The sequence below is a fragment of the Sunxiuqinia sp. sy24 genome (genome assembly GCF_052677165.1).
Window position 1 is genome coordinate 95114 of the sequence record NZ_JBQYLH010000006.1, and the last position, 21541, is coordinate 116654.

The 21541-nt window shown below is 41.7% G+C and carries 17 protein-coding genes; 8 read left to right on the forward strand and 9 right to left on the reverse strand.

Annotated features, from left to right (window positions below):
• The first annotated feature begins 114 nt into the window (after positions 1-114).
• The 3 genes from ACUNWA_RS07250 to ACUNWA_RS07260 all read left to right on the forward strand — a co-directional run bounded on the left by ACUNWA_RS07250 (position 115) and on the right by ACUNWA_RS07260 (position 3557).
• Positions 115-1146, forward strand: coding sequence for a LacI family DNA-binding transcriptional regulator (locus ACUNWA_RS07250; protein WP_445591225.1), 1032 nt, complete (start codon positions 115-117; stop codon positions 1144-1146).
• A 634-nt stretch (positions 1147-1780) separates the two neighbouring features.
• Positions 1781-2473, forward strand: coding sequence for a sensor histidine kinase (locus ACUNWA_RS07255; protein WP_445591226.1), 693 nt, complete (start codon positions 1781-1783; stop codon positions 2471-2473).
• Positions 2463-3557 (forward strand): response regulator, encoded by a 1095-nt coding sequence (locus ACUNWA_RS07260; protein WP_445591227.1) that lies wholly within the window; start codon positions 2463-2465, stop codon positions 3555-3557. Before ACUNWA_RS07255 ends, ACUNWA_RS07260 begins: the two co-directional genes overlap by 11 nt.
• Before the next feature lie 105 nt (positions 3558-3662).
• Here the strand turns inward: ACUNWA_RS07260 and ACUNWA_RS07265 are convergent, their stop codons facing one another.
• The 3 genes from ACUNWA_RS07265 to ACUNWA_RS07275 form a co-directional block, all read right to left on the reverse strand.
• A complete protein-coding gene (locus ACUNWA_RS07265; protein ID WP_445591228.1) occupies positions 3663-5027 on the reverse strand; it encodes a Gfo/Idh/MocA family protein in 1365 nt (454 codons plus the stop codon).
• 18 nt (positions 5028-5045) lie between these two features.
• Positions 5046-5894 carry a sugar phosphate isomerase/epimerase family protein gene (locus ACUNWA_RS07270; RefSeq protein WP_445591229.1) on the reverse strand — a complete coding sequence of 283 codons (849 nt, stop codon included), beginning with the start codon at positions 5892-5894 and terminating at the stop codon, positions 5046-5048.
• Positions 5895-5971: 77 nt separating this feature from the next.
• Positions 5972-6751: a ThuA domain-containing protein gene (locus ACUNWA_RS07275; protein WP_445591230.1), complete on the reverse strand. Its 780-nt coding sequence runs from the start codon at positions 6749-6751 to the stop codon at positions 5972-5974.
• Positions 6752-6866: 115 nt separating this feature from the next.
• Here ACUNWA_RS07275 and ACUNWA_RS07280 point away from each other — a divergent pair, with 115 nt between their 5' ends.
• Positions 6867-7889, forward strand: coding sequence for a helix-turn-helix transcriptional regulator (locus ACUNWA_RS07280; RefSeq protein ID WP_445591231.1), 1023 nt, complete (start codon positions 6867-6869; stop codon positions 7887-7889).
• Between the two features lie 169 nt (positions 7890-8058).
• Here ACUNWA_RS07280 and rny read toward each other — a convergent pair whose 3' ends face one another.
• The 3 genes from rny to ACUNWA_RS07295 all read right to left on the reverse strand — a co-directional run bounded on the left by rny (position 8059) and on the right by ACUNWA_RS07295 (position 10327).
• Positions 8059-9609, reverse strand: coding sequence for a ribonuclease Y (gene rny / locus ACUNWA_RS07285; RefSeq protein ID WP_445591232.1), 1551 nt, complete (start codon positions 9607-9609; stop codon positions 8059-8061).
• Positions 9610-9724: 115 nt separating this feature from the next.
• A complete protein-coding gene (locus ACUNWA_RS07290; RefSeq protein WP_445591233.1) occupies positions 9725-10018 on the reverse strand; it encodes a cell division protein ZapA in 294 nt (97 codons plus the stop codon).
• Between the two features lie 15 nt (positions 10019-10033).
• Positions 10034-10327, reverse strand: a complete 294-nt coding sequence (locus ACUNWA_RS07295) for a hypothetical protein (protein ID WP_445591234.1) — start codon at positions 10325-10327, stop codon at positions 10034-10036.
• Between the two features lie 142 nt (positions 10328-10469).
• On the opposite strand from ACUNWA_RS07295, the gene ACUNWA_RS07300 reads away from it, so the two are divergent.
• Together ACUNWA_RS07300 and fabD are read left to right on the forward strand one after the other, a co-directional pair.
• Positions 10470-12179, forward strand: a complete 1710-nt coding sequence (locus ACUNWA_RS07300) for a M23 family metallopeptidase (RefSeq protein WP_445591235.1) — start codon at positions 10470-10472, stop codon at positions 12177-12179.
• Positions 12180-12325: 146 nt separating this feature from the next.
• Complete coding sequence (gene fabD / locus ACUNWA_RS07305) at positions 12326-13213, forward strand: ACP S-malonyltransferase (RefSeq protein WP_445591236.1); 888 nt, start codon at positions 12326-12328, stop codon at positions 13211-13213.
• Between the two features lie 58 nt (positions 13214-13271).
• Here fabD and ACUNWA_RS07310 read toward each other — a convergent pair whose 3' ends face one another.
• The 3 genes from ACUNWA_RS07310 to ACUNWA_RS07320 all read right to left on the reverse strand — a co-directional run bounded on the left by ACUNWA_RS07310 (position 13272) and on the right by ACUNWA_RS07320 (position 19555).
• The gene (locus ACUNWA_RS07310; RefSeq protein WP_445591237.1) at positions 13272-16271 is read right to left on the reverse strand and encodes a PEP/pyruvate-binding domain-containing protein; all 3000 of its coding nucleotides are present in this window, start codon (positions 16269-16271) and stop codon (positions 13272-13274) included.
• 371 nt (positions 16272-16642) lie between these two features.
• Positions 16643-17710: a 2-oxoacid:ferredoxin oxidoreductase subunit beta gene (locus ACUNWA_RS07315; protein WP_445591238.1), complete on the reverse strand. Its 1068-nt coding sequence runs from the start codon at positions 17708-17710 to the stop codon at positions 16643-16645.
• Between the two features lie 3 nt (positions 17711-17713).
• On the reverse strand, positions 17714-19555 hold the full coding sequence (locus ACUNWA_RS07320) for a 2-oxoacid:acceptor oxidoreductase subunit alpha (RefSeq protein WP_445591239.1): 1842 nt from the start codon (positions 19553-19555) through the stop codon (positions 17714-17716).
• A 219-nt stretch (positions 19556-19774) separates the two neighbouring features.
• Here ACUNWA_RS07320 and ACUNWA_RS07325 point away from each other — a divergent pair, with 219 nt between their 5' ends.
• A complete protein-coding gene (locus tag ACUNWA_RS07325; protein ID WP_445591240.1) occupies positions 19775-20290 on the forward strand; it encodes a gamma carbonic anhydrase family protein in 516 nt (171 codons plus the stop codon).
• 245 nt (positions 20291-20535) lie between these two features.
• On the forward strand, positions 20536-21441 hold the full coding sequence (locus tag ACUNWA_RS07330; RefSeq protein ID WP_445591241.1) for a nucleotidyltransferase family protein: 906 nt from the start codon (positions 20536-20538) through the stop codon (positions 21439-21441).
• Positions 21442-21541: the final 100 nt, after the last annotated feature.

Sequence of the window (21541 nt, forward strand, 5' to 3'; positions counted from 1 at the left end):
GCAATCGATTGCGCGCTATTTTCATTTTATTTGAAAAATAATTATCATATTTGTACCCTAATTGCAGACCATGCAAAATGGCCAGCTGATTCTTATTCGATTCTGAAAAAAAAAATGGAAAAAAAAACATCGATCACCATTCACGATATTGCACGGGAACTCAATATTTCTGCGTCAACGGTATCCCGAGCACTAAATGATAACCCTCGGATTAGCCAAGCCACAAAAGACAAAATTAAAGCACTCGCTCTTAAACTTGGCTATCAACCCAACACCATCGCATCGAATCTGCGCACCCAGAAAACCCACACTATTGGGATCGTTGTACCACTAATTAACCGACATTTCTTTTCCACGTTTATAAGTGGTGTCGAAGATGTTGCGTTTGAAGCAGGTTATAATGTTATTATCTCTCAATCAAAAGATTTGCTGGAAAAAGAGAAAAAGATTGTGCATGCGATGTTCTCCAACCGAGTAGATGGTCTAATTACCTCGCTCAGCATGCAAACCAATGAGTTCGATCACTTTCAGATTTTCACAAATAAGAATATTCCTTTGGTCTTTTTTGACCGGGTAGCTCCTGATCTTAAAGCAAATAAAATTGTCATTGATGACTTTTCATGTGGGTTTAAAGCAACTCAACATTTAATTGATCAGGGCTATAAACGAATAGCCCATCTTGCCGGCCCAACGGCACTCAACACCTATCAGGATCGAATGGATGGCTACAAAGCAGCTCTGAAAAAGAATAACCGCCGCGTAGAAGATGAGTTAATTATCTGTAACCGACTAACCCGCATGGACGGCCAGCAAGCCATTAAGCAGCTACTCAACTTGGATACCCCACCAGATGCCGTTTTCTGTGGCAACGACACCTCAGCCTTAAGTATGACTATCTACCTAAAATCACAAGGTATTCGCATTCCAGAAGATTTTGGGATCGTTGGGTTCAGTAATGAGCCCTTCTCAGAAGTAGTCACCCCGTCTATATCCACCCTTAAGCAGCCGGCTCAAGAAATGGGAAAGAAAGCAGCAGAAATAATTATCAATGAAATTGAGAACAAGGGAGGACAGGGGATCTACCAAACGATAACACTACCCAGTGAGCTTATAATCAGAGACTCATCATTGAAAAAATCACTTTAAGCCATCGGATCATCGCTTAAACAAAACCTAAAAGACTTTCAACGCACAGAGAAACAGAACACTTTTATAAAAAAAGAACTGATCACCCAAAAAATCCAACTAAGCTCAGCCCTTTTTTCTGCAGAGATCGCACAGCTTAACTTTAATTATTCATTAGGCGACAATTAGCAAAAAAAAGATTAAAGGTAGTGAAGACCATCGATATTCAAACGTTCCATTCTTTCTATCGAGTCTCCCTGATTCCAAAGCACTGCATCTAAGTTTAAAGCAAGCTCATGCAATTAGATATGCTCAGGACGCAGCCAATTAACAAAACCCTCTTAGACTTTGACAAACAATTAACCATCCAATAACACTCCTAAATCCTTAATTATTCGAACATATTCAGCCACTCTGTGTTTACATAAATGATTTCTAAACTTAGATAAAAAAGAGTACTCCAAAGAGCCTCATTTTTTTAGTTCATAGGCCAAACAAGCATTTTGGGGAATTGAAACAATCAGTTCATGAAATAAGTCAATAAATATTACTAATTACAAACTAATATGTTTTAACTTGTAGAGGATATTCTAGTTCCATAGGAGTAGTTTGTCCACAGCACAAGAAAAGAATTAGCTAAGATTACAGTATAATTATGGAATATTCTTCAGATCAGAATATAGGTCAAATTATAAGTTCCTTATCACATGAATTAAGGACTCCGCTTACGATTCTAAGCTCTAACCTTCAATTACTGAAGACTAGCAATCATAGCTTGGAGCCAACTGTGCGTGAAGAAACATTTCAACTTTGTGAAGAGGCTTTAACAGCAGTAACTAAATTTCTTGATGATATCCATTTCATAAATCTATCAAACAAAAACGAACTCAAACAAAATCGCCAAAAAGTTGATATCAGTCAATTAATTTCAAATGTTTTAGCGTCGAAAAAGACCTGCTTCTATAAGTCGAACAGGATCAAAGTGCTCAGCCATTCAAAGCAGTTTTTTTTCAAGACTGATGAAGCTTTGTTGGCTAAAATTATTACGAACCTACTAAGCAACGCTTATAAGTTTTCAACTAAGGAAATCACCCTTAAGCTTTCCAATGAAAATAACCATTTAAATATCGAAATTGAAGACCAGGGAGTTGGAATCCCAACAGATCAACTCGAATTCATTTTCATGCCCTTTTACCGATGTGAAAATGTAAAAATGCTGAGTGGAACAGGACTGGGTCTATCTGTCGCCAAAAAAGCAGCCGACTGTTTAAATGGAGAAATAACGATTGATAGTACTCTTTCAAAAGGGACAACAGTCAAACTAAAAATTCTGTCAGATGAACGCTAAGAAGATATTGATTATTGAAGATGATTTAGCTTTGAGTAAGACTCTACGGAATGTTTTAATGCTCAACAATTACCAGGTCGATCTGGCCGGATCTGGCGCGGAAGGCATTCAAAAAGCTTATGAATACTGCCCCGACTTAATCCTGTGTGACATTAATATGAAACCCATTGATGGGTATCAGGTATACAATATACTCAAGGACAGCCTGCTAACCAGTCGAATTCCATTCATTTTTATTACAGGAAAATCCGAATTAAACGACATCCGCTTTGGCCTTGAACTAGGGGTTGACGACTATATCGTAAAACCTTTTGACAATCAAGATCTTCTAAAGTCAGTCAAAGTTCGAATTGAAAAATACGAGAAACTGGTTAACATTGGTAAAAATGACTATAAAGCGCTTCTAAACCTATCACCCAATGGGGTTTTTGTTTTTGATGGCGAAACAATTTATGAAACCAACCAAGCATTTCTAGACCTTACAGGATTATCGGAGGCTGAAGTAAAAAAAATCACCTTCGATCAACTGGTTAGTGCCAAGCATTACCATAAAATCGAAAAAAAAATCATGAAATGTGCCAATGGACTGAGTGGCAACTTTCATGAAGAAATTGAGCTTAAAACATCATCGGGCAATAAAGATAAATTTGTTTTACATGTTTCTCCTAGCCAAAAATACAATGGCTTCACTCTTTTAATTGGGTTGTTGGCACGCCAGGAACAGCAGGGAGAATCGGCTCAGCTTGAATATAAAAAGCTCGTCAACATTCTGGAAGAAGAAAAAGTTTACATCTCAGGCACCCTCGCCAATAAGCTACACCTAGCTTTTGACGAATCTGCTGCTTCCACATCGCACCAGCATAGCAGTTCAACCATGGTTGCCAAGTCACTCTTCTCCAAAAGAGAGCAGGAAGTGTTAAACTTATCATGCAAAGGTCTTCCCATCAAAATCATAGCCGATCAGCTCTCAATTTCAGACCGTACCGTAGAAAAGCACCGAGCCAGCTTAATGGAAAAAACAGGGGCAAAAAACATTGTAGAGGTCATTATCTATGCCTTGAAAAACGACTTAGTCGAAATCTAAATACCGATGATAGGAATAAAAAATACCGGAATAATAACTTCCGGTATTTTCATTTACACTGCTTATGAAAGAGCGTTTACGTGTATCACATCAAACTTACGTTTATTAACTCTTTAAAATGTCACCATAGGGATTGCGTGAAGAGCGTGATAAGACTGATTGCATTTTTTCATTACCATCCAAAATTGTTTCAGAAACAGGATCCCATTTCAGAGTAGTTTCTCCTGAGCGTACCATGATATTGCACAGATGACTGATGGTATCCGAACGAACTGCTGACTCAATCGGGCTCACCGTGGGGGTATTGTCTATGATGGCATCAAGGAAATTTTTTGTATGATTGCTGCTATTCAACAATCTTACATCATTCTCTGAGAAAGTGTGCTTCAGTATTTCGGGATTGCTGGCATGAATTCCTTCACGATCGACACTTACCCAGCCTTCAGTTCCAAAGAAAGTGGTTCCATGGCCGCAAAATGAACGGTATTGCTCAATAATTGGTTTGCAAAAATCATCGCTAAAAAAATGCATTTCAACGCCGTTGGCATATTTGGTTTTGATGTCCCAAGAATTCATCGTGTTAAATAAATTATCGGTCTCGAAAAAGCTACCTGTCCCTTCATATTCAACTGGGCCACTTTCATCGCTGTTGTTTCCCCATTGAGCAATATCCAAAGGGTGGGCTCCCCAACCAGCAACAAAGCCAATGGCGTAATCGTAAATAAACCAGGCTCCCAGGTTCGAAACACGTTCATTGGAGAAAGGGTGTTCCATTGCCGGACCCTGCCATAAATCGTAATCAAATCCGGCAGGAACAACATCTGTTTTTATGGGGGCAAATTGTTCGCTTCCGCCATCACACCAAACATCGATTTTTTCAAGTTTCCCGATTACTTCATTTCGGGTTAGTTCGCAGGCCAATCTGAATTTTGAATCTGATCGTTGTTGGGTTCCATACTGAAAAACCACCTTTTTCTCCTGAACCAGTTTTCGTAATTTCTGTCCGTCCTGAATGGACAATGCAAGAGGTTTTTCCAGATAGATATGTTTGCCAGCCTGAGCCGCAGCTAACGCAATAGGAACGTGCCAATGATCGGGAGTGGCAATTACCACAGCATCTACATCTTCACGAGTAAGCACTTCCTGAAAATTGTTATAAGCCACACATCCATCGTAACTGGCTAAGCCCTTTTGTTTGGCATAAAACGCATTGATTTTCTGCGTAATTGTATTTCTCCGATTTTCAAATGGATCGCAAACAGCAACAATTTGAGCTTGTCTGGCCAGTTCGAGCATGTATACCACATGATTTGAGCCTCTTCCGCCGACACCAATCATGGCAACATTAATTTTATCGTTCGGGGAACTGGTTTTAATGCACGAGCTCAATACCGATGGAATAACCAAACCTCCTGCTGTAATAAGACCTGTATTGCGAATGAAATTTCTTCTTGAAATATTTTCTTTCATAACTTATTTATCAGATAATTAACTTGCACCAAGTTTCTTCAAAAACTCAAAGCTTTTCAGAACTGCTTCTTCGCCCGCGATTTCAAGCGTAGAATAACCATCAAATCCCGCGTTTATCAATGCATTGAAGATAGCTTTGATATCAATAACTCCATCACCCAGAGCTGTTGTAGACATACCACAGCCAAATTGAGTCCCTCGTTTTTCAATCATTTCTGCAGGAAGATCTTTCCAGTGAACATGCTCGATTTTCGAACCGAGTTTTTCGATCATCTCCAGCGAATCACCGCCACCCAGCCAAAGGTTTCCAGTATCAAGGTTAATTCCTAGCGCTTCTGAGTTACATTTATCCAATACATCACCCAGCAATTTAACTGAATCAGTAATATGACCATGTGGCTCAATCAATATTTTTACGCCATAATCTTCAGCAAACCGAAGCGGTTCGTACAATTTCTCCGCGATTGAAAAAATAGCTTCTGAAGTGGTCATGTTTTTGCCAAAAGGTGTTTTCGGATCACCTTCGGCCGTTATTACATGTTTTATGCCAATGGCTCCAGCCAGCTTAACAGCTTTAATAATTTGGGCTGTTCCATAACGCGAAGGTGATGTTGGGTCGAGTAAATTGGCGTGGGCGCAAATGCTCGAAAGTTCCAGACTGCGACTTTCAAACATACGTTTCACGTCGAAAGGGTTGGAGTCCAGACTTGCTAAGGCCGTAAAACCATATTCTACACCCAGACAGGCGCCATCTGAACTATCGGTTAAATCGCCACAACTAAAGCCCCATTGTTTGATTTGATCCAGTTGCGCTTCAAGCGTACTAAATGGATTGATTAATGCAAAACATCCTACTTTGATTGCCATATGTTTTAGTTTTTTGGAGTTATTTTAATAGTATTTAAAGTTGCTAGCTTTTTGATACTGTCATTAAGTTGTCAGCATCAGTTCGCCTTCAACTCATCTGGAACGGGAATCGTTACTTTTCCGCTTGCTGCCCACTCTGCTCCTCGAAGCATCAAGGTTTTCCATCCCAGATTCTGCATGGCAACTACATTGTGCCCCAGAACCAGATAAAAACAGCGACCTTTCCCTTGTTTTCGGCAAATGGCAATTGGTTCATCCATGGCCCGACCGCTATTTTCGGGGGTTGAAAATGCGGAACAAATAAGATGATTTCCTTCTTGTCGATCCATTTCTACCCATAATTCATCCGCAATGATGAAGTTAGACATTCCTTTGGTAACCGGATGGTTTGTGTCCTCTATTTTCACCTCGAAAGAGGTAATCTTTCCATGCCGCGTGTTCTTCCCCCAGGTTGCCCCAACCATGTTCTGGTATTCGGGCCAATTGTAATGTGCGGCGCTGGCTGAATGAAAAAGCACAAAACCGCCGCCTCTGTTTACAAAGTCCAGAATGGCTTTTTCGGCTATCCCACCCCACTGTCGTGTCGTTTCCGGGAAAGCATTCCAGTTACTGGCCAGGACATCATATTTTTTAAGATCGACACTTTCCTGAGTATCCGACCTTTCGGTCAAATCAACCTTGTAGTACCCATTCTCTTCCATGATCTGCTCAAAGCAGGGATTGGTTTTTTGCCATTCATGATTGTTTTTCCCACTTATCAGCAAAATTCGCATAGGCGATTTCGCAATCGCAACTGCCTTTCCAGAAAAAGAAAACAGGAAAAAAATCAGAATGAGGACATGCTTCTGTTTTATCATCGGCTTAAGCTCTTGAAATGATGTTATTAATCCATTAACAAAAATAGATATTAGAAACTTCGAAATATTTAACTATTTTTCAGTGAAATATAATGCAAGCTCAAGACATCTGGATATGACCGCAACTGAAAAAAACGCATGTGCTAAAGAGGAAATTTACTATCCAGACTCGTGTACTCCACTGGCCAGTGCATGGCATAATGGGCAAGTCGAAATGCATGTCTTGGCGAGAGGGACGTATCCTGGTTATCCCTTGAAAAAAGATGAACTAAAAGGAATCAAATCGATTGGCTACTGGAATTCTGAAAAAATGCAGAACTGGGGACTCGACTGGCATCGGAACGAAGGCATTGAACTTTGCTTACTTGAAACTGGAAATCTTTGTTTTGAGTTAAACGATCGGCAATACACGCTGACTCCCAACACCCTGACCATTACACGCCCCTGGATTCTACATAAACTAGGAGATCCAACTATTGGTTTGTGTAAGTTGCATTGGTTTATTATTGATCTTGGTGTTCGGCAGCCGCACCAGGAATGGATATGGCCTGATTGGGTGATTCTCAGTAAAGATGATCTCAACGAGCTGACCCGCATTTTACGATTGAATGAACAACCGGTATGGCATGCAAATGACGAGTTGAAACGGTGCTTTGCCCAGATTGGTAAAATGACCAAGAATTATGAACGTGAGCATTTTGATTCGCGCATCAAGGTTTTTATTAATGAAATTTTGATTTTACTTTTAGAAATGCTTCAAAAAGACAAACCGATTCTGAACGATGCCCTGATTGACTCAAAACGCAGTGTTTCTCTTTTTCTAAGAAGCATGGAAGATGATCTGGCAAACACCTGGACCGTCAGCACGATGGCCCGGCACTGCGGATTAGGTGTAACTCAATTTTCGAAGCATTGCTATCAGCTAACCAATTGCACTCCGATAAACTATCTGAATAAACTTCGACTGAGAAAAGCAAAAAAACTAATTGCTGAAAATCCGGATAGTACAATTACGTCAATTGCATTCGACTGCGGTTTTTCATCGAACCAATATTTCACTAAAGTGTATAAAGCTCATTTTAAAGAAACACCACAGAGTTTCAGGGAAAACCAAAAAAAAATGGGACTGTTTTTTTAACCAGCTTTTGCCCATTCGAAGAGGTCTGCAAACTCTCGTTATTTTATGGTGTGTACACCTCTGGAAAATGAGTTATGCTTTCTTTTCAAATTGAATTTTTCTGGCTGAAAAAGCAAAAAGCGGGAAGTGATAATCACCTCCCGCTTTTTTTGATCTATCATTAAGATTCCTATTTCGCATAGTTTACAGCTCGCAACTCGCGAATAACTGTAATTTTTATTTGTCCCGGATAAGTCATCTCATCCTGAATGTGCTTGGCAATATCGTAAGACAACTGTTCTGATTCTTTATCAGAAATTTTATCGCTACCAACAATTACCCGCAGTTCACGACCTGCTTGAATCGCATAAGTCTTTAGAACACCCGGATACGAAAGCGCCAAATCTTCCAATGCTTTCAGTCGCTTGATGTACGACTCAACAACCTCGCGACGTGCGCCTGGTCGCGCACCTGATATCGCATCACATATCTGAACGATAGGTGCTAACATGGTCTGCATTTCAACCTCATCATGGTGAGCACCAATGGCATTGCAGATATCTGGCTTCTCCTTGAATTTTTCAGCCAGTTTCATACCCAGCACGGCGTGTGGCAACTCCGGTTCATCATCCGGCACTTTACCAATATCGTGCAACAAGCCAGCACGCTTGGCCCATTTCGGGTTTAAGCCCAACTCTGATGCCATTATAGCACTGAGGTTGGCTACTTCGCGTGAGTGTTGTAACAGGTTTTGTCCGTACGACGAACGATACTTCATTTTACCGATCATGCGAATCAACTCAGGATGCAGGCCATGAACACCTAAATCAATCGTTGTCCGTTTACCAGTTTCAATAATTTCTTCTTCAACTTGTTTCTTCACCTTCGAAACAACTTCCTCAATACGTGCCGGATGAATCCGACCATCAGTTACTAGCTGGTGTAAAGCCAGACGAGCAATCTCCCTTCGCACCGGATCAAAGCCTGAAAGGACAATCGCTTCAGGAGTGTCATCAACAATGATTTCGACACCAGTAGCTGCTTCCAGTGCTCGAATATTACGACCTTCGCGACCAATAATCCGTCCTTTAATCTCATCACTTTCGATGTGGAAAATGGTAACCGCATTCTCAACTGCTGTTTCGGTAGCCACCCGTTGGATGGTTTTCACCACCACTTTTTTAGCTTCTTTATTGGCTGTCAGCTTGGCTTCTTCCATGATCTCGTTGATGTAGGACATTGCATCGGTTTGTGCTTCGTTCTTAAGCGACTCAACCAGTTGATTTTTAGCCTCTTCTGCGGACAAGCCCGAAATGGCTTCCAATTGTTCTACCTGCTGCCGATGCATTTTATCCAGCTCATCTTCTTTTTGCTGAACCATGTTTAACTGGTTCGTCAAATTTTCGCGAATTGCCTCCGCATCTTTTTTTGTCAGATCAAACTCCTTAACTTTTCGTTGCAGCTCATCACGACGCTGCATGAAGGCGCTTTCTTTCTGTTTCAACTTATTTTCAATCGAGCCAATTTTGTTGTTTTTTTCGTTAATAAACTTTTCATGCTCTGTTTTTAACTGCAAAAACTTCTCTTTTGCCTGAAGAATTTTATCCTTCTTGATCACATCGCCTTCGACTTCGGCCTCCTTTATAATTTTCCCCTTCTTACTTTTCAGAGCCTTATCCCACAAAAAGTAGGAAACAACTCCTCCAAGTAGAAAACCGGAAATAGCATATATAATTTCCATAGTTCAATTAAGTATTACTTTATATATATTTAACAAAAAAGCCTACCTATAAATCCTATCCCAGGATATCTTTCTGGGATTGAATCAAAAGCGGGCTTCAACGATTTTATTTACTCTATTGGTGTACCGACAAATAATCACCTAACACTTCATTAAGGTCTTTAATTTCTTCAATAAAAGGAGATTCATCTGCTCGGTCTTCCAACTCTAAGTTCTTCAGTACAAACTGAAAAGCAGTCATCGCAAGAAAATCTTTCGAATCGTGGTCTGCATATTTTTTCTTGTATTGAAGAATTATATCATTAAGTATTTTCGCAGCTTTCCTGTACTTCTCCTCGTCATCTCTTACAATGGTCAATGGATAAATTCTCCCATCGATATTGATATTTATTGAAAGCTTATTTGTCATTTTTACTGGTATTTGCTACACATTTAATTGAGCAATACACTTATCAATTTCCCGCACTATTTTTGTTATCGTTTGCCTCGCATTATGTTTCTCATCATCCGAAGCGGTAAATGTCTTTGCTAATTTAAGACTTTCATATTTTTTGACCAACAATTCATTTTCCTTACGAATCTGAGCTAATTCTTCCTGAGTATTTTCCAGCTGGTCCAACAGTTGCTTATTCTCACTTCTCAAACTATTTTGCTTGCCGATCAGCAGTCGGAGTCGCATCTTAAATTCATCAATTAAATATTGATCTTGCTCGGTCATTCCTGCATACTTTCTTGGACAAAATTAATATTTTTGGCCGATAGTTAATACGAAGATAGTTTTATTTTGCTAATTGCAAACTGCCGTACAACAAATCTTCCATTAGCCGGTTTTAAACACAAACCAATTAATGATTTAATTTATGTGCACCCGTTTACTGATTGCTTTTCTATTATTTACGCATACTATATTCGCCCAAGCTCCTGACCCAGAATATTTTCGTTCACCACTGGCGATTCCTATTCAATTATCGGGAAATTTTGGAGAACTCCGATCAAACCATTTTCACTCTGGGATTGACATTAAGACTGAAGGAAAAACAGGACTTCCAATCTATGCAGCAGCTGAAGGGGAGGTCTCACGCATAAACATCTCGCCATCAGGCTTTGGATTGGCACTATACCTCAATCATCCCAATGGACAAACAACCGTTTATGGGCATTTATTAAGCTTTCGGGACGACATTCAGGCCTACGCACGAAAAATTCAGTATGAACGTGAATCTTTTGCTGTTGACCTGTCGGTTCCGAAGGGAACTTTTCAGATAAAAAAAGGCGAACTAATTGCCCTCAGCGGCAACAGTGGTAGTTCTGGAGGCCCGCATCTTCACTTCGAAATACGAGATACACATAGTCAGAACCCGCAGAACCCTTTACTTTTTAGATTCCCCATTGTTGATGACATGAAACCCAAAATATTGTCGGCAGCCATTTATCCCTTGTCGGACGATGCGCATGTGTACGGAAAATCGAACGACCGACGAATTGAAACGGTCTATTACGACGGAGCCTACCACCTGAAAGGCAACCCAACGATTCCTGTTTATGGAAATATCGGTTTCGGATTACAAACGCTTGACTACCTCAACGGAAGCTGGAGCAAATGTGGCATTTATGAGATTAGCTTGGCGGTAGACGATCAAGAGGTTTACACCTTCCGAATGAATGAATTGAGTTTTGCTGAAACCCGCTATTTAAACAGCCACATCGATTATTCCCACTATCGGCAACATTACCGTAGAATCCAAAAAAGCTGGGTAGACCAGGGAAATAAGCTGAGCAACTACCCCACTCTGGAAAACCATGGCGTTGTGAATTTATCCGATGGGAAAACCCATCAGATTCGTTACGAAGTAAAAGATGTTTATGGCAATAAAAGTACCTTATCCTTTCGTGTGCAATCTAAAAAGACATCAATCGAGCGTTCCGAAGATTCCGGGCAGCTCATTAGGTTGAACGAAGAAATACAGCTTGAAAAACCCGGCGTACAGGCTCATTTCAAGCCTGGCACTTTTTATAGTGATTTCAATTTAGACTTTGAAACCAAGCCGGCTAATAATCTTTTTTTCTCACCGCTGTATAGAGTACACAACGACCGGATTCCGGTTCATCAGTCATACCAATTGAAGATAAAAGCGGACGAAGTACCCGACTCGCTCCAAGCCAAAAGCCTGCTTGCCGTTATTGATGAAAAAAGCGGCAAAAAATGGTCGATGGGAGGCGCTTATCAAGATGGCTGGATAATGGCTCGCGTAAGACAAATGGGCACCTTTGCCATCACCGTTGATACGGTTGCGCCCACCATTCGCCCCTTAAGCATTCAAAACCGCAAAAGCTTGACAGAACGGAACCGCATTCGGTTTAAAATTAGCGACGATTTTTCGGGCATTGACAGCTACCGCGGCCAAATTGACGGTCAATGGGTGTTGTTTGAGTACGATGCAAAAAATGCGCTAATCACCTACCACTTAGACAAAGATCGGTTTCAGTTTGGCAAGCAACATACCCTAAAGTTGACTGTTACTGACAACAAAGGCAACGAAACGGAATACCAGGCAACTTTTTACCGCTAAGGAAAAAACTATTGAACATTCAATTTCAATAGTCGATAACAAGTATTAAAAAAGTCAAACTATTTCTGTTCAATCATTTCAATTGCCTTTGGTGCAAAAAAAAACGTTTTAACTTTGCCGCGATTTTAACTTAAACTGAGTTTAATATGAAAGCATATGTATTTCCAGGGCAAGGCGCTCAGTTTCCGGGAATGGGAAAAGACCTGTACGAAAACTCGCCTGCTGCCAAAGAATTATTTGATAAAGCCAATGAGATACTTGGTTTCAGCATTACTGATATCATGTTCAACGGCACAGCCGACGATCTGAAACAAACCAAAGTTACGCAACCGGCAATCTTCCTGCATTCGGTAATTTTGGCCAAAACATTGGCTGATTTTAAACCTGAAATGGTTGCCGGTCACTCGTTGGGTGAATTTTCAGCCTTGGTTGCCAATGGCACCTTAAATTTTGAAGACGGTTTGCGTCTGGTGTCACAACGTGCAATGGCTATGCAAAAAGCTTGCGAACTTGAGCCATCAACCATGGCTGCCATTGTCGGTATGGAAGATGCCGCGGTTGAAGAAGTTTGTGAGGCCATCGACGAAGTCGTAGTTCCTGCCAACTACAATTGCCCGGGACAATTAGTAATTTCAGGATCTTTTGCAGGCATCGATAAAGCCTGCGAGATTCTGACAGAAAAAGGTGCCAAGCGTGCCTTAAAACTGCCGGTTGGCGGAGCATTCCACTCACCACTGATGGAGCCCGCCCGCGAAGAACTGGCTGCAGCCATCAAAGCAACAACGTTCAGCACTCCAAGCTGTCCGGTTTATCAGAATGTGAATGCTCAACCGGTTAGTGACCCTGAAACAATTAAGGAGAACCTGATTGCCCAATTGACTGCCCCCGTAAAATGGACACAAACGGCGCAGAACATGATCAACGACGGAGCAAGCTTATTCACCGAGATTGGACCAGGCAAAGTATTGCAAGGACTGATAAAAAAAGTAGATCGCCAAGCTCAAACAGCAGGAGTAAGTGCTTTTAAAGCTTAACAAATTATTTCAGGATGACTTCACGGGGGTGTTCAATTTTTACATTGAACACCCTTTGTTATTTTTCAATCTCAGGTTTCCCAAGGCTAATTAATGCCTGCCGGTTACGTCCATCCATCAAAATGCTCAAATCCTGATCAAAACGAACATGCTTGACATAGTCTAATTCTTCAACCACCGGCTGTTCATTCAACATTTCAATATTGATTTTCTCCTCTTGCGAAGCATGTTTTACCGAGAAATAGCCCACATTCATGGAGGTTACATTATGAAAGAAATGAGAGCCCAATGAACCATCCAGCGGAAACTCAGGCAAGCCCATTTCAACTATAATCCGGGCACGTGATATTTGTGACCAAATGACTGGAATACCGGTAAACTGGTCTTTTGTTCCCCAGCGTCCGGGACCAATCAAAATATAATCTTTATCCTCCGCATCCATCTTTCTATTCATCTGATGAATCTCACGGGCAATATCTTTGGTGTGCATCTTGTCAAACCTTTCGGGGTTCACAAAAATTACATCACGGATATCGTAAATCTCACCGTTCCCCATCCCCTGCTTGGCAAAAAGCACCACTTTTTCCTGTTCCACCTGCCCAAGGTCAATACTGAGTTCTTCTTCACGCCGGATCAATGGCTTGATTTGAAGCAGATAAAAGGTGGGCAGGCCATCATCGCCCTTTTCTAAATCAACGGCGTACTCCATTTCTACCGGAGAGCCCATCGCCTCGCGAAATAAACGCAGCAAAAAGCTCAGCGTATCAGCCAAGGGAATGTAGTTGTATTTTAAGATATTGGCAAAATCAACCACCCGTGGCCCTTTCATGCTAATTCCAGGAACCAGGTCATCGTTTTCAAAATCATAAACCGAGGCACAATGCTGAAGCAAGCCATCATTTTCAGCTTCCTTAATCTTGAACTTTTTAATAGCAGCGTCTTCTCCATTAATAACAATATTGACATTGGGCTGCGACATATCTATAGCATAAAACTCCTTTTGAGAATCGCGAACCTGATCACGAACCATGGTTGGGTTAATGGTTGGGTACTTGGGACAAAACCGAAAAGCCTGCTCCCCACCAACCACATACATTCCCAAGCCTACAGCAGCAACAGCAAAGCCATCCTCCGGCTTCATATAAGCAACCGGATAGTAATTGTAGGACTGCGCCACTCCGCTAATTGAGGGATAATAGCGCTTGCTATGCTCATGTCCTACAACTTTCTGAATGATTACCGCCATCTTTTCCTCTTCAATTTTGTAATTCACCGCATCGAAATAAGAAATGGCCGATTCGGTAAAAATACTGGCATATACCAGCTTGACTGCATTAATAAGCTGCTGATAACGAACATATTTGTCCGGATGATTATTAGGTAACAAATAAGTGGAGTAAACGCCCGAGAAAGGCTGAAGCAGCGAATCTTCGAACAAACCTGAAGAACGCACAGCCAAAGGACCTTGCATGACTTCGATGTACCGGAACAACTTGGCTTTTAAGCCTTCGCTCAAATGCGATTCAAGAAAGATAGCCTTGATATGCTCATAATCATTGTTGCAATAAATCTCCTCATAAAGGTTGTTAAGCTCCAAAAACTTATCAAATTCAATGGCTCCAATAACCGCTGTTGCCGGAATACGAATGTTAATATGGGGGATAATCTTTTTAAAATCGATATTTTCAATAAAGTTACTCATGAAAGCCATACCACGCCCTTTTCCGCCCAACGAGCCTTTCCCCATCCTTACAATGTAGCGGTCGCTATCCACAATTGCCGAATCAAAATTAATAATGCGTCCCCGCATCTTTTTCACCCGTACGCGTTCAAAAACATCTAAACAAAAGTTGCGGAGTTCGTCGGAACTTCTAAAATCTTCGAACCGATAAGGCAGCAACTGTTCAGCAATATTAATCTCGCCCCGGGCCATTAGCCAGGTTGAAAATGAATTACGCTTTCCATGATAAGATAAGGCCTCGTCAGGAATCAATTTAAACATTTCCTGAAACTCCTGAAGATTACGGGCCACCATGATGGGATTTCCGGCTAAATCTTTAAAGACAAAGCTTCCAAACCCCAGCCTTTTATAGATAAAGTTGTGAATATCCATCGACAAACTTTCCGAATTCTTATTAATAAATTCGGCTCCAATTTCGCGGGCTCGTGTGGCATTATTCACATCATGACTTTGAAGCAGAAAAGGTACCGGGAAGCGCAAAATCTGCTTCACATATTTGAGCAATTCAATACCAGCTTCGGGATCATCGACTCCATTGCGAGTAAACCGCACATCTGAGATTACACTGAGGAGGTAGTCGCGGTATTTATTGAGCATGGCAACGGCTTCCTCATAGGTACTTACCAAAATAACCTTGGGTCGCGCACGCATCTTCAAAATCATATGCAGATCATCAGTCGACTCATCTTGCACCAGGTTTTGCGTTTGGGTCATGATGTTGGTGTACAACATGGGTAGGTAGCGCGAGTAATACTGAATTGAATCTTCAACCAGCAATAACATCCGCACATTCCCGTTATTGATGTCGGCTTCGATGTTCTTTTTATCCTCGATGTATTTCACCATGGCCAGGAAAACGTTGGAATTCCCATTCCAGACAAACACGCGATCAATGGACTCAAACTGGTTTGCTGCCTCCTGGAAATAGCGTAAATCACCATTATTGTTTACAAGCAGCAGTATAGGAACCAGGCTGTTGGCCTCATGAAGCACATCAGCCATTTTCACCGGAATATCCTTGTCAACCCCCACCATGATAATTACCAGATCGAAATCGCGTTCTTCCATCATTTTCAAGGCATCTGCTTCGGAGTTGACGCTGGTAAATCGTGGATAGGTGTATAGGTTCAGCTGCAGAAATTCACCAAAGATTTTATCGGTGAACTGTCCCTCCCGAACAATCGAATAACTGTCGTATAAGGTAGCGACCAACAAAACCTCTTTAACCTTAGTAGGCATCAGCTCTTCAAAAATATCGCGGTCACTTTTCTTGCGCTTATATATCGACGAAAGAGAAATATTATCTAAATTATCCATGCTTTTATTTTATTGAAATCAACACAAAGTCTAACCGGGTAACTAACATCAACGACTAGTGCTTAATTAAACCGAAGGTTCATCTGTTACCAAATAATAAACGTTTGAAATTAGACAAAATCCGGCTTACCCCCACAAAAAAGGGGAGTGAAAGCCTCCTTTTCTAAAACATACCGGCTGAAAGAATCACTAGAATCCCCTATTCGAAGTCGGGATTAATCTTCAGCTGAAAAGAATCGTATACCCACCAGCAAACCAAATACAACAAGCAAAGAGGCCGCCCCAACAAATTTGGAACGGCCTCTGCATTATTTTCAGGCCGATAAAATCACCGGATCACCGGGATCTTTTCAGGCTTTGGTTTCCCAGAGCTAGATGATCGGACATTTTTTCTTAAAGAACGGAACCGGCTCACTACTAGTAGGCTCATCTACCTCCCAGGTATTACCGGAGCGTAACAACTCATCCATCGAGTTGACTTTGCGCGTAGCTGAAACCGTTTCAACCTGCTTCACTAATTCCTGATCATACACCAGTGTTTCAACCGCCCGAATAACTCCCATCGCAATCGGGAACTCGGGCAAGCTCATTTGAATAAGCTGCATATGAATCGACAAATCTACTTGTTTAGCATCATGAATCAGGATGTCATCCTCTGTTACGCCATTTTCTCCGATAGTAACAACTTTCAGACGGCCACACTCAAGCATCAATCCTTTTTCATTTTCCTTACCAAAGATCATGGGTTTACCATGCTCCAAAAACAACTGCCGCTCGGCTCTGTGTTTAGGATCGGCAATTTGCTCATGAATTCCGTCATTAAAGATCACACAATTTTGAAGCACTTCAACAATAGAGGTCCCTTTATGCTTGGCGGCTTCGGCAAATACCTGCTGGTTGTGTTTCACATTTGAATCTACCGCACGGGCAAAGAACGTTCCACCTGATCCCAATACCAACTGTCCGGGAACAAATGAATCTTCGATGGTTCCAAACGGAGATGTTTTCGTTACAAAACCACGATCAGTTGTTGGCGAATATTGCCCTTTAGTCAATCCATAAATCTTATTATTGAAAAGAATCACATTCAAATCAATATTACGACGAACCAAATGTATAAAGTGGTTTCCTCCGATAGCCATCGAATCACCATCACCAGTCATCACCCACACATTCAGATCAGGATTGGCACACTTAACACCTGAAGCAATGGCAGTTGCCCGACCGTGAATCGAGTGAAAACCAAACGTACTCATATAGTATGGGAAACGTGAAGAACAACCAATTCCGGATATCACCGCAAATTGTTCTTGCGGCACATTCATATCGGCCATGGTTCTCTGAACCGCATTCATAATGGCATAGTCACCACAACCAGGACACCAACGTACTTCGTTTTCGCTCTTAAAGTCTTTAATAGTATAATTTAATTCTGTCATGTCTTAGTCCTCCAGTAATTTTTCGACGTTTTCTTTCAGTTCGGTAACCGTAAATGGCAGGCCTTTCAATTTATTGACCTGGTGGTACTCGAACCCGGGCACCTGATCTCTCAAGTATGCCACAAATTGTCCAAGATTCAACTCACACACAATGATCTTTTTAAATTTGCTAAATACCTCGCGAGTATTAGCTGGCAGCGGTTTAATAAAATTAAAATGAGCCAGGCTCACATTTTTGCCATCTTTGCGCATTTCGCGCACGGCACTCACGGTATGACCGTAGGTTCCGCCCCAGCTAACAACCAGTACGTCACCTCCAGCTTCTTCGCCAAACACTTCCAAATCGGGAAGCATGTCAACCACCTTCTGTACTTTCGCCTCACGAATCTCACAATTTTTCTGGTGATTCTCCGGATCATGGTTTACCGTACCTTCCTCGTTCTTTTCCAATCCTCCAATACGATGTTGAAACCCTTCCATTCCTGGATATGCCCATTCTCGAGCCAGGGTTTCGGGATCACGTCTGTAAGCCTTAAACATACTATTATCTTTGGCAATACGCGGTGTGATTTCGGGGAGCTCACTCATCGCAGGAACACGCCAAGGCTCGCTTCCGTTTCCAAGGAAACCATCAGTCAGCAATACCACTGGAACCATTCGTTCCAAGGCAATCTTGCAAGAAAGGTAAGCATAGTAAAAACAGTCGGACGGAGTGCTGGCCGCGATGACAACCACCGGGCTTTCACCATTACGTCCGTATAATGTTTGCAATAAATCAGATTGTTCCGTTTTGGTAGGCAATCCTGTTGATGGGCCACCGCGCTGTACGTTGACTACCACTAATGGCAATTCAGCCATTACTGCCAATCCCAGGGCTTCTGACTTCAAGGCCAATCCGGGGCCAGAAGTACTGGTCACTGCCAGGTCGCCGGCAAATGCTGCACCAATAGCCGTACAAATTCCGGCAATCTCATCTTCGGCCTGAAAAGATTTCACTCCTAAATCGCGGCGTGAAGCTAAAGCGGTCAATACATCAGTGGCAGGAGTAATGGGATACGAGCCCAGAAAAAGCTCTAAGCCGGCCTTTTCAGCAGCAGCTAAGAATCCCCAGGCCGTAGCCTGATTACCGTTAATATTACGGTAAGTGCCTTTTTCAATAGCAGCAGCATCCACCATGTAGCGAGGGGTCATGTGCTGCATGTTCATGCCGTAGTTATAACCACTGTGAAGTACCTTCAGGTTTGACTCAACCACTACTGGCTTTTTAGCAAATTTTGTGGTGATGAAGTTTTCAATGTAGTCCATGGGTCTGCCAAACATCCAACAAATGAATCCAAGGGCAAACATATTTTTACTTCGAAGTACCGATTTGTTGTCCATTCCGAAATCCTTCAGGCATTCACGCGTCAGGCTGGTAATTGGAACTGGAATCTTCACATAGTCCTCCAAGTTCAACTCTGCAAAAGGATCATCGGTTGAAAACTTGGCCTTATCTAAATTTTTCTGAGAAAAAGAATCCGCATCATAAATAATGGTTCCTCCGGGGCGTATAAAACGAGCGTTAGCTTTTACCGCGGCAGGGTTCATCGCAATCAGTACATGTGCGTCATCACCGGGCGTATTCACCTCCTTGTGTCCAAACTGCACCTGAAATCCAGATACTCCGCCAACTGTTCCTTGTGGCGCCCTGATTTCAGATGGATAATCTGGAAAAGTTGAAATATCGTTCCCAAACAATGCCGTAGCATCGGAGAACAAAGTACCCGTAAGTTGCATCCCATCGCCCGAATCTCCGGAAAAGCGAATGCTCACTTCTTCTAACTCAATAACTTTTGTGTCTTTCATTTGACAATTATTTTAAATAGCTGGATTTTTCTTTACAAAAACAAAAAAACGACCGCTAAAATAACGAATTATAACTTTGGAACCATTTTGAATAACCCCTTTCGCTATCGTTGTTGAGCAAAAATAATTAATAATTAATAATTGCTAAATGAAATATGAACCATTTAATTATTTATTGCTTTTAATATCTTTGCTATCAATTTTAAATGAATTTTGATAATGGCTTTAATAAAAACGCTTCAAGGAAAAACCCCCATCATAGGTCAGAATTGTTTCCTGGCTGAGAATGCAACCATCATAGGCGATGTAGAGATTGGTAACGACAGCAGTATCTGGTATAGTGCGGTCATCCGGGGCGATGTCCACTCAATCAAAATAGGCAACAATACCAATGTTCAGGATTGCGCGGTAATTCATGCCACCTATCAAAAATCACCCACCAACATTGGCGACAATGTCATTATTGCTCACGGAGCCATTGTTCACGGGTGTACCATCAAAGACCACGTTATGATCGGAATGAACGCTGTGGTTCTGGACGATGCGATTATTGAAAGCAACACCATTATTGCTGCCGGATCGGTGGTTACCAAAGGAACCCGGGTCGAATCGGGCAGCGTATATGCCGGAATACCAGCCAAAAAAGTAAAATCGCTTGGAAAAGACTTACTGGAAGGAGAAATCCACCGGATTGCCAACGCTTACAGCATGTATGCCGGATGGTATAAAGAATAGTACGATCCATTCATCTTTTTTAGCTTTAAGCTGAGTCAAGCATTTCTTTAGAATGAGATATTCTTTCTATCTTTCAGGCTCAAAATTAATTACCGATTTCGTGTGATCTGGGAATCTCTTTCTAAATCACTAAAACATACCTGATTATGAAAGTAATTTCATTTTCACCCGAAATCAACGATAAAAAAAGATAACTGAAACTGATCTTTTTGCAGTTTCAACACACAGACGATTAACAAATAATTATGAGTAAAAAACCTACACTACTAATTTTAGCTGCAGGCATGGGGAGCCGCTATGGCGGATTAAAGCAGATTGAGCCCATTGGCCCCAACGGAGAAACCATTTTGGAATATTCAATTTTTGATGCCATCCGAGCCGGTTTTGGGAAAGTTGTTTTTGTCATCCGCGATAGTTTTGCAGAGGAATTTAAAAGCCGCTTTGAAAGTAAATTAAGCGATAAAATCGCGGTTGAATACGTCTATCAGGAGCTGGACAAACTTCCTGAAGGTTATTCTTTACCCGAAGGACGTGAAAAACCCTGGGGAACAGGACACGCCATTTTAATGGCCAAAGATGTTATTCAAGAGCCATTTGCCGCCATCAACGCGGATGATTTCTACGGACAGGAATCATTCCAAGTTGCCGCTGACTTCCTAAGGGATCAGGTTGCCGAGAACAACTACAGCATGGTGGGTTACCAGCTAAAAAATACCTTGTCTGAATTTGGAACAGTTTCCAGAGGAATTTGCAAAATTGACTCGGATAATAAACTGGTTGAGATTACCGAACGCCACCAAATAGCCCGGACAGGCGAGAAAATCACCTTTACAGATGACGACGGCAACATCGTTCCGGTAGAAGATAACACTCCTGCATCAATGAACTTCTGGGGATTTCACCCCAGCCTGTTTCAACATATTGAAGCTCAGTTCAAGGCTTTTCTGGATGAGAAGATGCACCTTCCAAAATCAGAATTTTACATTCCCAGCGTCGTGTTTGAACTCATTCAATCTGGTGAAGTAAAAGCAGAAGTACTGCATGCCGATTCTCCATGGTTTGGAGTCACCTACCCGGAAGACAAAGACTATGTCGTTGAACAGGTCAAACAACTAACAGAAAAGGGAGCTTATCCTGAAAAGCTCTGGTAAAACTCATAAGCGATAGATGAATAATGGCTAGCCATTATTCATCTATCGTTCCAATCCCCTAAAAAAATCAAGATCCAAGGGCGGCAAGCATTATATCCAT

Bases quoted from the DNA above. Each gene is read 5' to 3' on its own strand.
- ACUNWA_RS07250 (WP_445591225.1), top strand. From the start codon at position 115: ATGGAAAAAAAAACATCGATCACCATTCACGATATTGCACGGGAACTC.
- ACUNWA_RS07255 (WP_445591226.1), top strand. From the start codon at position 1,781: ATGGAATATTCTTCAGATCAGAATATAGGTCAAATTATAAGTTCCTTA.
- ACUNWA_RS07260 (WP_445591227.1), top strand. From the start codon at position 2,463: ATGAACGCTAAGAAGATATTGATTATTGAAGATGATTTAGCTTTGAGT.
- ACUNWA_RS07265 (WP_445591228.1), bottom strand. From the start codon at position 5,027: ATGAAAGAAAATATTTCAAGAAGAAATTTCATTCGCAATACAGGTCTT.
- ACUNWA_RS07270 (WP_445591229.1), bottom strand. From the start codon at position 5,894: ATGGCAATCAAAGTAGGATGTTTTGCATTAATCAATCCATTTAGTACG.
- ACUNWA_RS07275 (WP_445591230.1), bottom strand. From the start codon at position 6,751: ATGATAAAACAGAAGCATGTCCTCATTCTGATTTTTTTCCTGTTTTCT.
- ACUNWA_RS07280 (WP_445591231.1), top strand. From the start codon at position 6,867: ATGACCGCAACTGAAAAAAACGCATGTGCTAAAGAGGAAATTTACTAT.
- rny (WP_445591232.1), bottom strand. From the start codon at position 9,609: ATGGAAATTATATATGCTATTTCCGGTTTTCTACTTGGAGGAGTTGTT.
- ACUNWA_RS07290 (WP_445591233.1), bottom strand. From the start codon at position 10,018: ATGACAAATAAGCTTTCAATAAATATCAATATCGATGGGAGAATTTAT.
- ACUNWA_RS07295 (WP_445591234.1), bottom strand. From the start codon at position 10,327: ATGACCGAGCAAGATCAATATTTAATTGATGAATTTAAGATGCGACTC.
- ACUNWA_RS07300 (WP_445591235.1), top strand. From the start codon at position 10,470: ATGTGCACCCGTTTACTGATTGCTTTTCTATTATTTACGCATACTATA.
- fabD (WP_445591236.1), top strand. From the start codon at position 12,326: ATGAAAGCATATGTATTTCCAGGGCAAGGCGCTCAGTTTCCGGGAATG.
- ACUNWA_RS07310 (WP_445591237.1), bottom strand. From the start codon at position 16,271: ATGGATAATTTAGATAATATTTCTCTTTCGTCGATATATAAGCGCAAG.
- ACUNWA_RS07315 (WP_445591238.1), bottom strand. From the start codon at position 17,710: ATGACAGAATTAAATTATACTATTAAAGACTTTAAGAGCGAAAACGAA.
- ACUNWA_RS07320 (WP_445591239.1), bottom strand. From the start codon at position 19,555: ATGAAAGACACAAAAGTTATTGAGTTAGAAGAAGTGAGCATTCGCTTT.
- ACUNWA_RS07325 (WP_445591240.1), top strand. From the start codon at position 19,775: ATGGCTTTAATAAAAACGCTTCAAGGAAAAACCCCCATCATAGGTCAG.
- ACUNWA_RS07330 (WP_445591241.1), top strand. From the start codon at position 20,536: ATGAGTAAAAAACCTACACTACTAATTTTAGCTGCAGGCATGGGGAGC.